General features: G+C 66.7%; 11 protein-coding genes and 3 pseudogenes. 11 read left to right on the top strand and 3 right to left on the bottom strand.

Going from position 1 to position 14,624, the window contains the following annotated elements; genetic code table 11:
- Nucleotides 1-380: 380 nt before the first annotated feature.
- The 3 genes and pseudogenes from JHL17_RS37540 to JHL17_RS37825 all read right to left on the bottom strand — a co-directional run bounded on the left by JHL17_RS37540 (nt 381) and on the right by JHL17_RS37825 (nt 2,322).
- Nucleotides 381-974, bottom strand: coding sequence for a glycosyltransferase (locus JHL17_RS37540; protein ID WP_345773953.1), 594 nt, complete (start codon nt 972-974; stop codon nt 381-383).
- 57 nt (nt 975-1,031) lie between these two features.
- A pseudogene (locus JHL17_RS37535) lies at nt 1,032-1,591 on the bottom strand (glycosyl transferase family 1); the annotation flags it as partial.
- Nucleotides 1,592-1,659: 68 nt separating this feature from the next.
- Nucleotides 1,660-2,322, bottom strand: a complete 663-nt coding sequence (locus JHL17_RS37825) for a calcium-binding protein (RefSeq protein WP_282189412.1) — start codon at nt 2,320-2,322, stop codon at nt 1,660-1,662.
- Between the two features lie 258 nt (nt 2,323-2,580).
- Between JHL17_RS37825 and JHL17_RS36770 the strand changes: the two genes are divergently transcribed.
- From JHL17_RS36770 to JHL17_RS36730, 11 genes and pseudogenes are all read left to right on the top strand, one after another.
- The gene (locus JHL17_RS36770) at nt 2,581-3,699 is read left to right on the top strand and encodes a hypothetical protein (RefSeq protein WP_247894100.1); all 1,119 of its coding nucleotides are present in this window, start codon (nt 2,581-2,583) and stop codon (nt 3,697-3,699) included.
- Between the two features lie 92 nt (nt 3,700-3,791).
- On the top strand, nt 3,792-5,537 hold the full coding sequence (locus JHL17_RS36765) for a type I secretion system permease/ATPase (RefSeq protein WP_345773952.1): 1,746 nt from the start codon (nt 3,792-3,794) through the stop codon (nt 5,535-5,537).
- A 9-nt stretch (nt 5,538-5,546) separates the two neighbouring features.
- Nucleotides 5,547-6,881: an HlyD family type I secretion periplasmic adaptor subunit gene (locus JHL17_RS36760; RefSeq protein WP_200199607.1), complete on the top strand. Its 1,335-nt coding sequence runs from the start codon at nt 5,547-5,549 to the stop codon at nt 6,879-6,881.
- Nucleotides 6,882-7,048: 167 nt separating this feature from the next.
- Nucleotides 7,049-7,258: pseudogene (locus tag JHL17_RS38085) on the top strand (helix-turn-helix domain-containing protein); the annotation flags it as partial.
- 19 nt (nt 7,259-7,277) lie between these two features.
- Complete coding sequence (locus JHL17_RS37520) at nt 7,278-7,583, top strand: hypothetical protein (protein ID WP_247894099.1); 306 nt, start codon at nt 7,278-7,280, stop codon at nt 7,581-7,583.
- Nucleotides 7,580-8,164 (top strand): transposase, encoded by a 585-nt coding sequence (locus tag JHL17_RS36750; RefSeq protein WP_200199605.1) that lies wholly within the window; start codon nt 7,580-7,582, stop codon nt 8,162-8,164. Before JHL17_RS37520 ends, JHL17_RS36750 begins: the two co-directional genes overlap by 4 nt.
- 282 nt (nt 8,165-8,446) lie before the next feature.
- Nucleotides 8,447-9,628, top strand: coding sequence for a cystathionine gamma-synthase (gene metB / locus JHL17_RS36745; RefSeq protein ID WP_200199604.1), 1,182 nt, complete (start codon nt 8,447-8,449; stop codon nt 9,626-9,628).
- Between the two features lie 131 nt (nt 9,629-9,759).
- Entirely contained in the window at nt 9,760-11,919 is a 2,160-nt protein-coding gene (locus tag JHL17_RS36740) for a M48 family metallopeptidase (RefSeq protein ID WP_345773951.1), read from the top strand.
- Nucleotides 11,920-12,346: 427 nt separating this feature from the next.
- Nucleotides 12,347-12,604 (top strand): annotated as a pseudogene (locus tag JHL17_RS38080) (hypothetical protein); the annotation flags it as partial.
- Between the two features lie 100 nt (nt 12,605-12,704).
- A complete protein-coding gene (locus JHL17_RS36735) occupies nt 12,705-13,748 on the top strand; it encodes an SIS domain-containing protein (protein WP_200199603.1) in 1,044 nt (347 codons plus the stop codon).
- A 3-nt stretch (nt 13,749-13,751) separates the two neighbouring features.
- Nucleotides 13,752-14,585 carry a PfkB family carbohydrate kinase gene (locus tag JHL17_RS36730; protein WP_211113709.1) on the top strand — a complete coding sequence of 278 codons (834 nt, stop codon included), beginning with the start codon at nt 13,752-13,754 and terminating at the stop codon, nt 14,583-14,585.
- The last annotated feature ends 39 nt before the right edge of the window (nt 14,586-14,624 follow it).

Here is a 14,624-nt window from a genome sequence, read left to right as displayed (position 1 = left end):
TTCGCCTGCCTCATGCTCGGAAAAGCTGTCGCCATCCTACAAGTCCCTAACAGCCTCTAGCGCCCGTGATCTATCACCGCCGTTGCTGAGGATGATGACCGATGTAGTCGCCGTTGGCGCAGTCTGCAAAAGTGGATGGAATTTCCGCGCTCAGCGGTCAGCTTCGGCCAGCATGCTCCGAAAAGTGACATCCTGTCCCCGACTGTTGCTCTCCCGCGCGATCAAGTGCTGATCTGCGGAAATCACACACTGCATCACTGGGTCGTTCTCCCCCCATTGGCTCCACATGTCCCGCTAGTTTATTGCGCACGCGGTCCACTGCCAGCCGATGCGCCATGCAATCCGTCTCCCAGCTTTGCGACAGTCTTAAGGGGCGTTCGTCAGCGCGCGGCCATGTCGCGGATCAGGCGGGTCTGACGTGCCAAGCAGTCGGCAAGTGCGTAGCGCTCAGTCACCGTCCGGCGGGCGGCCCGGCCCAATCGAACGAAGGCATCAGGATCGTCCAATACGTCGACCACCCGGTCGGCAATTGCCTTGGGCGAGAAGAAATCGGCGAGCAGTCCATTCTCGCCATGCCGGATGACCTCGCGCACCGGCGCGGTATCGGAGCCGACCACCACGCGGCCCAGCGCCATCACCTCCAGCATCGACCAGGACAGGACGAACGGATAGGTCAGGTAGACATGCACCTGGGACACCCCGATTGCCGCCAGGAAGCGGTCGTACGGCAGGTGTCCCAGGAAGACCACGCGCGCGGGATCGACCGGCACTTCCTTCAGCATGGCCTCGCGCCAGGTTCTGCCCTCGCCGGGACCGGCACCGTAGCTGTTTTCGTCGCCGCCGACGATCAGGACGGTGGCATCGGGCCGCGCGTCCAGGATATGGGGAACCGCCCGCAGGAAGCTGGGAAAGCCGCGGTAGGGCTCCAGATTGCGGGCGGCATAGGTGACCACCGGGTCGCCCGGCACCAGCACGCGGCCATCCGGAAGGGTGAAGCGGGCCGCCGGATCGGGGCACAGGACGGTGGTATCGACGCCGTCGTGAATGGTCGTGATCTTGGACCGGAACGGCTCGGGATGGGCGGCACGCTGCCATTCGGTCGGCGCGATCCCCGGTCGCAGCTCTCCAGCGCCAGCAGCAGCGGCGTGTTGCGCATGCGCAGGCCCAGTCGCGCGTCGAGACCGGTCGGATAGACGGGATCGAATCCAAAATCCCGATCCTGCGTGCCATAGTAGAATTCGCAATAGTTCAGATACGGCACATCGGGCAGGACGTCCTTGACGAACAGGGTTTCTCCCCAGCCGGGATGTCCGACGACGATGTCGGGGACAAAACAGTCCCGGCGCAGCGACAAAAGGACGCGCGCGACCTCCTGGCCATGCAGGACGGCATTTTCGGTGCTCAGCAGATACCGGTGGGTCGGTGGTCCGGCGGTGCGACGCGTGCCGTAGGCCAATCGGCGTACCCCGGGAATCTCCCGGTCGGTGCGGCGGGAAATGAAGATGACCCGGTTGGCAGGGTCGGCCGCCAGCGCCGTGGCCAAATGCTTGTACTGGCCGGGAAGATTTTGGTGGATGAAGACGATTTTCATGATCGGTGCCGGATTGCCACGGTGTCGCGGTCGGTGAACGCAGTCCCCCGACCGCGACATGTACAGGCTCAGACCCGGTCGATGTAGTCGCTGAGCCAGAAGGTCGATCCGCTCACATTGAGATATTCGATGCGGCCGGCCCCAAATCCGCTGCCGCTGTAGAAATCGTAAATCTGCACGTATTCGGCAAGCGAGCCGTCCTTGTGGATGACCAGATTGTTGGCGCTGCCGCCATAGTTGGCCGCGGATGTGATGGTGAGTTGGCTGATGTTGGTCACGCCATCGACGCGGAGCGTGTCGTAATCGCCTTGGGAATCGTAGTAATGATCCTGGCCGTCCGTGCCGAAGTTGAAGAGGTAAAGATCGTTGTCGGAGCCACCTTCGATACTGTCGTTTCCGGCGCCGCCAGAAAGAACGTCCTGTCCGCTTTCAGTGCCGTAATCGCCATATATATAGTCGTTACCGGTCCCGCCATTAATGGTGTCGTTGCCGGCCTCGCCGTAAATAATATCGTTGTTATCCCATCCGTCGAGGAAGTCGTTACCATTGCCGCCGAAGATGGTGTCGTTTCCAAACCAGCCGTTGATCTGGTCGTCTCCATCCTCCCCTTCCAGTCGATCGTTGTCAGTGTATCCGTAAATGGTGTCGTTTCCGGCACCGCCGTAAATCGTGTTGGGTCCGCTGTACGGACCAATGTTGTTTGCGTTTGCATCGCCGAAATAGGTCGCCATCTTTTTCTCCAAATTCATCAAAATTGTTTGGCATCAAATAACCAATTTGACAAAATCCGGAGAGTCGAGTGAAAACTATTTTGGTTAACGTGTAGACATCAAATCATAAGGTTATGCAGTAAATGATTTGAAAGGTAATCGTTTGGCGAATTCTATGCCGACCCGTGGGTATTAACAAATAGTTTACTACTTGGAGGTTTATTCTAGTGATATTCGGCAACCAACGCCGTGACAGTCCATTCCAGTGGGAGGTGCGCCATGATGATCGGCCAGACTAAGCCTCTGAATGTCTTATCGTCGTCGGGGTCCACCCAGTGGAAGCCCCAAGTCACGGCGGGCAGTTCCGGAGTGTTCCAGGCGACCGGCGCCGCCAAGGACAGCGTGTCGGTGAGCAAGCTCGGCCAAGCCCTCTCCGGCGTGGCGGCGGATGCCTTCAAGCATCTGGATTCGAAGGCACGGGGCGCACTGGAAAATCTGGTAAATTCCGGCCAGATCAGCGCCGACGATGCCGTTCTCGGACTGCGCTCGATGGCCACTCAAGCGACCTTCAGCCGCTATAGCCGGGAGCGACCGCGCGACCAGGAGGACGATCAGCGCTTGGCCGCATCGGGGTCGATGCTGGACAAGCAGAGAGGCTTGAACGACCGGATGGGTGCCGCTCGGGAGGCATTCGGCCAAGCATTCAGCAATTTGCAGAAAGCGCAGGAGAGCGGCGAACTGTCCATGGATCAGGTCCGCGAGGGGTTGCGCCCGGCTCAAGAGGAATTCGACGCTCAAATGGCCGCAATCGGCAATGAACAGGCGGCGCTTGGCAAGGCATCGTCCCTGGAGGCCGGCTATGAGAAAACCGTCAAGGGCTTCAACGCCGCTATGGGCTCGATGATCTCGGAAGACGGCTTTACCGAAGCCTATTCGGAAAAGGCGAATGGCGCCGCGCAGAAGCTTCAGCAGCTTGGCTTCGATGCCAAGGTCTTCGGGAACGCCTTCCAGAACTTCGCGGCGACCGTCGATATCCCCGGCATCGGATCGAAAGCCGGCGCCGCCGCCCCGAAGGAGGAACCGGCAGCCGCGCCCGCCGCCGCACCGGCCGCTCCCGCAGCAGCGGTTGGCGCGGAAGCCGCCGACCCGGTCCAGGCAACCGCGGCGGAGGATTCCGGTGCTGGCAAACCGGCCGCCGTCGATCGTGGAAACGCGCAGGCGGCGCTTTCGATGCTGCGGGCGGCGGCATCGGGAACGCAGAAGAGCGGAAGTGACGGAATTCTCGGAGCGCTTGCCGGGGCAGCCGACGGAACCGCCGATACGGCTGCCAGCGGCCTGCTGGACGCCCTGAAGTCCGGTGCCGGAAAAGCCGGCCCCGATGACGGCAAGACCGTCTGATGTCCCCTGCGCCATTTACGGAGGAGGCAGTCCGCCACACCGGGAGCGCGCCCGGCCCGGCTGCGACCTCGGTTGCGAACCCTGGGGCCATCGTGGCCCATTGTCGGGCGCCGCTGCTGTGGGTGGCCGGGTTCAGTCTGCTCGTCAACCTGCTGATGCTGACCTCGTCGCTTTACATGATGCAGGTCTATGACCGGGTTCTGCCGTCGGGCAGCCTGCCGACGCTGCTGTTCCTGTCGCTGATCGCCGCGGAGGCGCTGGCCTTGCTCGGTGCGCTCGATTACGTGCGGACGCGGACGCTGAGCGTGCTGGGCGATTGGATGGAGCGTCGCCTCGGCCCGCCGATGCTGGAGCGGATGGTGGACGGCGCCCTGCTCGGACAGGGGCAGCGCGCCGAGATCCTGCGCGACCTGGGGACCGTGCGCGGCGTGCTCGGCAACGGCTTGGCCTTCCTGTTCGATGCGCCCTGGGTGCCGATCTATCTGGCGCTTCTCTACGTGCTCCACCCGGTGCTGGGACATGTCGCCACGGCCTCCGCGCTGCTGCTGTTCGGGCTGGCGCTGGCCAATGACCGGGTCACCCGCGCCAATCTCGGCGAAGCGGCTGCGGCGAGCACCCGCGCTCGGGGCACGGCGGAAACCGCGATGCGCAATGCCGAGGCGGTGGACGCCATGCACCTGCTGCCCGGCCTCACCCGGAGGTGGGAGCGCGACCATGCACGCGCCCTCGATCTGCAGGACCGGGCGCATCGGCGCGGGGCGGCGCTGCTGAACATGACCAAGTTCCTGCGGCAGATGGTCCAGGTGGCCATGCTGGGCGCCGGCGCCTGGCTTGTGGTGCGGCACGAGATGGGCGCCGGCTCGATGATGGCCGCGTCGCTGGTGGTCGGCCGGGCGCTCGCACCGGTGGAGCAGGCCATCGGCGGCTGGCGGCAGGTCAGCGCCGGGCGCGACGCCTGGCGCCGGCTGACGACGGTCTTCGCGCGGCCGATGCGCCGTTCCGCCGGCCTGCCCCTTCCGGCTCCGGCCGGGCGGCTGACGGTGCAGGCTGTCGCCTTCCGCATCGGCGATCGGGGGCGGCTCCTGCTGAACAACGTGTCGTTCGAGGCCCGGCCCGGCGAGGCGTTGGCAATCGTCGGACCGTCGGCGGCCGGCAAATCGACCTTGGCCCGGCTGCTGGTCGGGCTGCACCCGCCCTTGGGCGGTGCCGTGCGGCTGGACGGCGCCGACCTGTTCCAGTGGCGGCGCGACGACGTCGGCCGGCACATCGGCTATCTGCCGCAGGATGTCGAGCTGTTTTCCGGCACGGTGGCGGAGAACATCGCCCGGCTGGGCGACCCGGATCCGGAGGCGGTGATGGAAGCGGCGCGGCTCGCCGACTGTCACGCGATGATCCTGCGGCTGCCGAACGGCTACGACACCGAGGTCGGCGACGGCGGCGCCTTCCTGTCCGGCGGGCAGCGCCAGCGGATCGCCCTGGCCCGCGCACTGTATGGCACGCCGAAGCTGGTGGTTCTGGACGAGCCCAACGCCAGCCTCGACGCCGAGGGCGAGCAGGCGTTGAACAGGGCCATCGCCGCGTTGAAGGAACAGGGGGCCTGCGTGATCGTCATCGGCCACCGGCCCGGCACTCTGGCGCAGGTGGACCGCATGGTCGCCCTGCGCGACGGCCGGGTGGAGGCGTTCGGCCCCCGTGCCGAGGTTCTGGAGATGCTGAAGCGCCGCAGCCTGCAATCCGTGCCCGGCGGAGCCGCCGCACCAAGCCGCGCGATCCAGGCCGGTGCGATCCAGGCCAGTGCGATCCAAACCGGCGCGCCGCCGCTTCAGATGGCTGAGTGAGATTTGGCGATGACCACAGACAATCCTGCCGACCGCCGTCAACCGCCGCATCCGCCGGTCGGCAGGTTCATCGCCGCCGGTCTAGCGCTGACCCTCGCCGGTTTCGGGGGCTTCGGCACCTGGGCCGCGCTCGTCCCGCTCGCCAGTGCGGCGGTGGCGCCCGGCACCGTCACCGCCGACAGCAATCGAAAGACCGTGCAGCATCTGGATGGCGGCATCGTTGCGGAAATCCTGGTGCGCGACGGCGACCGCGTGGTGGCGGGGCAGCCGCTGATCCGCCTCGACGATCTGGAGTCCCGCTCGACGGTGACGGTGCTGGAAGGGCAGCTCTGGGCGTTGCTGGCGCAGGAGGCGCGGCTGATCGCCGAGCGGGACGAAGTGGCGACCATGACCCTGCCCAAGGCTTTGGCGGCGAAGGCCGCCGCCCCTGCCTCGGCCGGGAGCGTGGCGGAAATTGTCGGCGGACAGCAGCGCATCTTCCTCAGTCGCCGCGCCAGCCTGGACGGGCGTGCCGTGATCACGCGGCAGCGCATCGCCCAGCTGGAGGCGCAGATCGCCGGGCTGGAGGCGCAACGCAGGGCCGGCGGGCGCCAGCTCGTCCTTATCCAGGAGGAAGCGGCAGCCGTGGCGGAGATGGTCGCCAAAGGGCTGGAGCGCAAGCCGCGCTTGCTTGCCCTGATGCGGCAGACGGCCGAACTGGACGGCATGCAGGGCGATCTTGCCAATCGCATCGCCCAGGCCCGCGAAGCCATCGCGGAGGCGGATCTGGAGATCCTGGGGTTGCGTGCCGACCGCCAGAGCGAGGTCGCCACCGAATTGCGCGATGTGCAGGTCCGCCGCGCGGAGGCCGAGGAAAAGCTCGCCGCCGCGTCCATCCGCCAGGGTCGGCGCGACGTGCTCGCTCCGGAGGCCGGCACGGTGATGAATTTGCGGACCTTCGCGCCGGGGGCGGTGGTGGCGCCGGGCGAGGCGATCCTGGATCTCGTGCCTCTCGATGACCGTCTGGTGATCGACGCGCGGGTGAGTCCGAACGACATCGACGTGGTGCATGCCGGGCTGCCGGCAAAGGTGGTGCTGAGCGCGTTCAAGAGCCGCACCACGCCTCAACTCGACGGGGCGGTGCTGCGCGTGTCGGCCGATGCGGTGATCGACGACCGCACCGGGCAGCCCTATTATCAGGCCCGCGTGGCTGTGGATGCAACGCAGCTCGCCGCGCTGAAGGACGTGCATCTTCTGCCGGGCATGCCTGCGGAAACGCTGATCGTCACCGGTGAACGGACATTGTTGCGTTACCTGACGCAGCCAATTGACGACAGCTTCCGCAAGGCTTTCCGCGAGGAGTGAGGTCATGGGCGTTCGACCGGAACCTTTCCGTGTAGCTTTCGTAGTCGTGACCCGCCGGTCAGAGAATTCGAAAAACACCGCATTTAATGGTGCATCCATCAAGTTGAGCGGAATTTCTACGGTGTTGGCTGGTTGAAGAGGGATGCCCCCAGCCGAGGAGCCGAACTATGACCATCCGGGTGCGCGCCGCAAGCGATGAGGGAAAGGAAGGCCTTCTGCAGTTGGCGCGCTCACGGACGCGCGGTGCCGGTCTGGTGCGGCGCGCTCAAATCATTGTGCATGCCATGGATGGCCTTTCGGCTCCGCGGATTGCCGCAAGAATGGAGCTGAGCGGCGATACCGTCCGCTTCTGGCTCAAGCGCCTCAATGAGGGCGGGCTGGCGGGTTTGGGAGGCGGTGCGCTCTGGCCGGCCGCCGACCTACTCCGCCGAAGAGCGCAGCACGGTCATCCGCCTCGCCCTGCGCCGACCGAGCGATCTGGAGCTACCGTTCGCCTGCTGGACGCTGGACCGCTTGGTCGCCTATCTGAGCGAGCACAACATCGGCATGCGGCGCAGCCGCATCAGCGAGATCCTGCTCGATGAAGGGCTCAAATGGCGGAACGAGGAGACGTGGTTTGGCGAACGGGTCGATCCCGACTTCGCCAAGAAAAGGGGGCGATCGAGCAACTCTATACCGCACCACCGGCCGACAGCGTCGTGATCTGCTTGGACGAGATGGGGCCGCAGGCGAGCAAGAGCTATCCAGGCCGGCGGCTGGTGAGGCCCGCTGGTCCGAAGGCCGAACGCGCCACCCAGGAGATCGACTACGGCCGGCGCGATGTCGCCGGCTACGTCTTCGGCGCCTTGCGGGCGGCGACCGGGGACGCCTTCACCGCGACCTACACGGGCCGGACCACCGCCAATTGGATCGACTTCCTTGCGCAGTTGGAGGGGTGGATCGACCCCGCCGTCGAGCGCGTCTACGCGGTGGTGGACAACCTCAACACCCACAGCGCGATGGACGTGCTGCTGTTCAATCCGGCCCATCCGCGCTGGGAATTCGTCTTCCAGCCCAAGTATGCCGCCTACCTGAACCTGATCGAGCCCTGGTGGAAGGTGCTGCGCTCACTGGCCCTGAAGGGGCGGCGATTCGATGCCTGGGCCGAAATCGAGGATGCTGTCACCCGAGCCACCGCTTATTGGAATGCCCATAAGCACCCCTTCGTCTGGGGACGGCGGCGGCGACACCGTACGCCGCGACGCCCGGGAATCGCCGCAGTCCCAAATGTCGCCCTCATTTAGCGGATGCACCACTTAGATCGGACCGCACGGAACCGGGATCGATTCGACGTGTGGATCCGATCGCAAAACGAATGCCTCCGGCGACTTGCCACGGGACGCGGAAACCATCCCCTGCCCCGCCGGCGGATCATCGGCCGTGCCGATACGACCCATCGGAAGATTTCGCTATCGTGCCGACCCTGCACCTCCTAGGATTTGCCGGCTGCCAAGGCGTCGCGTGCCCAGCCGTTCCCGCATCGTGACCGCGCGCGTGGAACAGGCAGAGGACGGAGGACGCTGAGCATGAAGACCGGCAAGACAGCGCAGACGATAGCCGCGGCCAATGGCATCGCCAGCGATGCGGCGTTCGGCGCGGTGACCCCGCCGATCTACCTGTCGACCACCTATCGTTTCCCGGGCTTCAAGAATCCCGGATCCTACGAATACTCGCGAATGTCCAACCCGACGCGCGATCAGCTCGCCGACACCCTGGCCCAGCTCGAGGGCGGCTGCGGTGCGGTGATCACGGCAACGGGCATGGCCGCGGTCGACCTGCTGCTGGCCACGCTCGACCGCGGGCAGCTGGTGGTCGCGCCGCATGATTGCTACGGCGGCACGCACCGCCTGCTCTCCCTGCGCGCGGCGAAGGGGCATTTCGACGTCGCTTTCGTCGATCAGAATTCCGAAGCCGAGTTGACCGCGGTCCTCGGGCGGCGCCCGGCTCTGGTCCTGATCGAATCCCCGAGCAATCCGCTGCTGCGCGTTACCGATATCGCCCGGGTGGCGGAACGGAGCAAGGCGGTCGGAGCGAAGGTCGCCGTCGACAACACCTTCCTGTCCCCCGCGCTCCAGCAGCCCCTTGCGCTCGGCGCGGACTTCGCCATCCATTCCACGACGAAATATCTCAACGGCCACTCCGACGTCGTGGGCGGAGCGGTCATCGCCGCGGACCCGCAGGACCTGAAAGGCCTGGAGGAGTGGGCCAACGCGACCGGCATCACCGGGGCGCCCTTCGACGCGTACCTGACGCTGCGTGGGCTGAGAACCCTGTTCCCGAGGCTGGAGCACCAGCAGCGCAACGCCTCCGCCGTCGCCGACTTCCTGGATCGCCATTCCTGCGTCGATGCCGTGCATTATCCGGGGCTGCCGTCTCATCCCGGACATGCCACCGCGGTGCGCCAGCAGCGCGGCTTCGGGGCGATGGTGAGTTTCAACGTCAAAGGCGGCACGGACGGCGCCCGCCGTTTCGTGGAAGCGGTCAAGCTGTTCACGCTCGCGGAGTCGCTCGGCGGCGTCGAAAGCCTTGTCGCCCATCCGGCGACGATGACGCATGCAAGCATGGATGCCGAGGCGCGGCGGGTGGCGGGCATCGACGACAGCCTGCTGCGGCTGTCCGTCGGGCTGGAAGGGGAAGCCGACCTCCTCGCGGACCTCGACCAAGCCCTGCAAAGCGTCGCCTCCCTGCCCGATCGCGCTGCGCCGTAGAAGCCGGCGATTGGACGAGGGCGTCCGGCGGCGGAGACCGATCTGGATTTGCTACCCCTTCGGGGCGGCTGGCTTCGCTGCGCGCATTGCGCGATCCTCCGGCGCGATGCGTCGATGACGGAGGATGGGGCGTGGCAGACACAATCGCTTTCGGCGGTGCGGCCGGTTCCGGCCGCCGCATCCCTCGTCTTCCGCAATGGGCCGTACTCCTCCTCTGGCTGTTGGTCGTTCCACTGGCGTTCGTGGCACTCGGGGTCTGGCAGGAGCAGCGGGCCGCCGCGACGCGCGACGAGTACCGGCAGGGCATGCTGGATTTGCCGGAGGTGCTTGCCCAGCTTCAGCGGATCGAAGCGCAGACTCCGTCGGCCTTCGTCACCATGGGCGGGCCGGACGGGCGCCGCATGCCCGTTTCCATGGCCATCGCCGGCGTCCGCAAGGCCATCGGCACGATGGACGAGGGCGTCGAGGTTTCCCTGATCCGCTACCCGTTGAGCTGGGGCACGATGGCCGGCGGGCTGCTGGCCTTCCTCGCCGGGCTCGGCGGGCTGCTGGCGGCGCGGACCGCGGCCCTGCGGGCGCGGGGGTCGCGCGACGCCCTGGTCCGCAGCTTCGACCGCCTGAGGCGGAGCCTGCCCTTCACGCTCGGTTCCGTGCTCGTCGGCCTCAGCGTCGCCGGCATTTCGGCCTCGCTGTTCGAAGCGGCCAGCCTGTGGTTCTGGGACCATCTGTCCACCGGCAGCGCCAAGCTCTTCGGCCTCGGCGTGGTGCTGGCGGTTTTCGCCGCCTACAGCGCCGTGGTGGCGGTGATCGCGATGCGCCGCGTCTTCGACCTCTACACGGTGGAACCGCTCGAAATCCGCGGCGTGGCGGTGGACCGGGAGAGGGCGCCTGGGCTCTGGCGCCTCGTCGACGATCTGGCGGCCCGGCACGGGGCGCTGATGCCGGACACCATCCTGATCGGCCTGACCGACGGCTTCTTCGTCACCGAGTGGCCGGTCCGGCCTTCGGGGCGGGAACAGCCGCTGTCGGGCCGCACCCTGCATCTGCCGGCCCCCTACCTGCCGCTGATCGGCGAGACCGAGCTGGCGGCGGTCATCGGCCACGAACTGGCCCATTTCTCGGGCGAGGACACCGCCTACAACCGTCGTTTCGCCCCGATCCATGCCGGTCTGTGGCAGACCCTGAACGCGCTGGGCCGGACCGGCGGCAGCGGCGGCTTCGTGCTCACGCCCGCCCTGCACCTGGGCTTCCACACGCTGGAGAGTTTCGACGTCGCGGTCGCCCAGCACAGGCGGCAGCGCGAGCTGGAGGCCGACCGGCGGAGCAGCCTGGTCAGCGGCCCGGAGAGCATTCCCCTCGCCCTGCTCCGCACCGCCGTGCTGGCACCCATCGTCGACGGGACGCTGAGCGACGCCTTCTCCGACCCCGACGCGGCGGCCCCGGATCTGATGGCGGAAATGGTCCGCCGCGTGGAGGCCGGCCTTCCCGATCCCGCCGCGTATATCGGCGAGTGCCAGCCCCACCCGACCGACAGCCACCCGCCGACCGCCTTGCGGATCAGCACCCTCGGCGTCGCGCTGGACGACCGCCTGCTGGCCCGCGCCGGCCGCGGACCGGCGGTGGAGGATACCGGCCTGCCGCATCGGCTGTTCTCCGACTGGACCGGGCTTTGCCACGGGCTGACCACGGCCTTCCTCGACGAGGCACGGCAGGCGCACCGGCTGAACCGGGAGGAGCTGGAAATGGCCGCCTCGGCCGTTCCGGCGGAACACACGGTGCTCTACGAGAACGGCAAGCCGATGATCTGGGCCATGGCCTTCATCGCGGCCCTGTTCGCCGCCTTCGCCACCTGCACCACCGTCTTCGCGCAAGCCCTGGGCATCGACAACGATCCGGGGACGAAGGTCGTGGTCGGGGCGGTGGCCGCCGTCGCGGTCGGCATCGCCCTGCTCTATGCGGCCTGGATCCACCACAAGACGAAAGCGCCGCTGATGACCCTGACCCCCGACGCGCTGGTGTCGGCGCGGTTGCGGGAAGCCATCGCCTGGACCGACGTGGTCGGCATGCAGGTGACGGCATCGCAGCGGCTGGCGCTGGTGCTGGCGCTGCGCGAGGAAGCGCCGCTGCCCAACCGGATCGGCTTTTCCATCTACAACAAGGTGAACCGGCGCAAGCGGCTCGTGGTGCTCGAGGCATTGGGCATCCGCGACATGAAGGCGGCCGATTTCGAAGCGCTGGTGAGCCGCTACCTGACCGCCGCCTATGCCCGCCGCCAGCTCGCCGGCGATTGACGGCACCGAACGGAAGCGGTCGAGGCGTGCGGACCGGGCGGCGCGCGCAGCTCGGTCGCGTCTCCAGCCTTGGTGTAATGCCGGAGCCGAAAAGCCCTATCTTCTTGGCTCCGGTACGGCCGCGACGGCGCCCGCGCGGGCTCATGCCCATGAAGACAAGGTCCGCGGGTGCGGACCGCCCGGCGCCTGAGGCTCCGGAAAGTGCCGACCAATGCTCGGAGTTTCCGGAAATGGTGTAATACCAGCGGTCGTTGATGATGATCGCTGGTATCCGTGCCGACTGGCGCGGCGGCGGCCCATGCCGCCGAAGCTTTCGATCCCGCTAGGTCGGGATCGAAAGCCGGCAGTATAAGAGCGGAGAGGCGCTCCTGGTCTCCGGTTGGTCTGGCCAGAAAGGTCGGGCGGCGTCAGCCGACAGGCTGACGATGGGCCGTGGCGTAGCCTGGAATGGGGCGACCGGTTCAACGACCGGCACCTGCCCGCAGACTCCGGCGACATTCCGCCTGCAGAGGCCGAAGCGCCGTTATCCCCGAGACGAGTCCGCCGCCATGGCGGCATGTCGGCCCCCGCATCCGCCCCGCCTTCCGGGAGTGAAAAGGCGTCGGGATCGGCCCGCGTGCCGCCAAGGATCCAGCGGGCGCCGCCTCCCTCATGGATCGGCCAACCAGATGAAAATTCGCATTGACTTCGACACTCCCGCTATGAGAGCGTTCTCATATTGAGAGCGTTCTCAGGGCCGAGCCCATGCTCTCGATGACATTCATCCAAGTTTTGTGGAGTGCGTCGTGTCGTCTGAAAAGACTCTCAACACGGGCCTGCCGTTGCGCCCGGTCGAACCCGATTTCGTGCCGACACTGCGGGGCGTCTTGGAAAAGCGAGCGCTGACGCAACGAATCGCGCATGACGCGATCCGGGACGGCGTCACGGACATCGTGTTCGTCGGGTGCGGCGGGTCGTATTCCTCGTCGATCCACGCCGCAACATTCCTGGAGGCCCGTTCAACCAGACTGACGGTGCGCAACATCAACGCGGCGGAATTCCAGTCCCTGCCGCCTGCCCGCCTGGGGCCGAAGATGCTGGTCGTGGCGTCCTCGCATTCCGGCGGTACGCCGGAAACCGTATCCGCCGTCAGGTTTGCCCGCGAGCGGGGCGCCCGTCTGGTGGCGGTCAGCCGCGACGACGACAATCCCCTGGTCAACGCGTCCCATTATTCGCTGAGCTATGGCAGCGAGCGAACGGTGACCTCGTCGAAGCAGATCCTGCTGGCCCAGCTGGGCCAGGCGCTGCTCGAGGAGACCGGCGAAGCGGTGGACCCCGCCATCCGGACGGCGTTCGATGCGCTGCCGGCCGCCCTGCTCGCCATACAGGAACAGGCGGACGCCAAGCTGGCGGAGATCGCCGGTCGGCTCAACGCCGAGCGGCCGACCTATGTGGTCTCGTCCGGCCCCACCATGGGGGCCGCCTTTTCGCTGTCGCTCTGCTATTTCATGGAAATGCAGTGGATGAACGCGAACAACATCGACGCCGGCGATTATCTGCACGGGCCGTTCGAGATGCTGACCGACAACGCCTCGCTGATCGTCTTCCAGGGTGAGGATGCGACTCGCCCGCTGACGGAACGCGTCATCAGGTTCGCGGAGCGTCACGGCACGCATGTGTTCGTCATCGACAGCCGCGAGTTCCCGCTGACCGGGGTTCCGGAGCATCTGCGCGGCGAGGTGTCGGCCATCGCGCTGGGCGTGCTGGGCACCCGTCTGGCCGATCACCGGGAAGCGGCGACCGGCCATTCGCTGGACGAGCGGCGGTACATGCACAAGGTCGAGTATTGACCCATGGCGGTGCGACTCTGTGGTGTCGGCGACAACGTCGTCGACCGCTACCTTCATCTCGACTGCATGTTCCCCGGAGGAAACGCGCTGAATGTCGCCGTGTTCGCGAGACGGGCGGGTGCCGAAGCCGGTTACATCGGGATCATCGGCGACGACGTGTCCGGGACCGTGGTGCGGAAGGCGCTGATCGCCGAGAAGGTCGAGATCACCCGGCTGCGGGTCAACGAGAGCTTCAACGCCTTCTCGCAGATCGGCATCGACCGGGACGGCAACCGGTACTTCATCGGGTCGACGCCGCCGCCCTACCGGCTGCGGCTCGACCGGGAGGATCTGGCGTATGTCGCCAGCTACGATGTCGTCCATACCGGCGACTATGGTCAGGTCGAGGGACAATTGGCCGAATTGTCGGCGGCGGCCCGGCTGTCGTTCGACTTCGGGTCCAAGCTGGCGGACTACGCCGAACCCCTGCTGCCCCATATCCGAATTGCGACCTTCTCGGGTTCCGGCCTGGACGACGCCGGGGTGCTGGCACTGATCCGCTGGGCCCAGGCCCGCGGCCCCGATACCGTGATCGTGACACGGGGGGCCGCAGGATCGACAATCGCCGTAGGCGAGGCGATCCACCATGAACCGGCGGTGCCGGTGACGGTGACGGACAGCCTGGGCGCCGGCGATGCCTATACCGCGACCGCCGTCGTGGCGCTGGGCGAGGGTGCATCGCTGCCCGAGGCGGCGCATCGCGCCGCCGCAGCAGCGGGCGAGGTATGCACGCGGCTCGGCGCGTTCGGGCACGGGGCACCGATGGCACCGCTTCCCGTCATAGCGACGACGGACTGACATCCAGGGAATGCGAACATCCCAGCGGCAAAGGTGCGA

This window comes from Azospirillum endophyticum, assembly GCF_016595245.1.
In the GTDB taxonomy this organism is placed as follows: Bacteria; Pseudomonadota; Alphaproteobacteria; order Azospirillales; family Azospirillaceae; genus Azospirillum; species Azospirillum endophyticum.
This window is presented reverse-complemented; position numbering and strand designations above follow the sequence as displayed.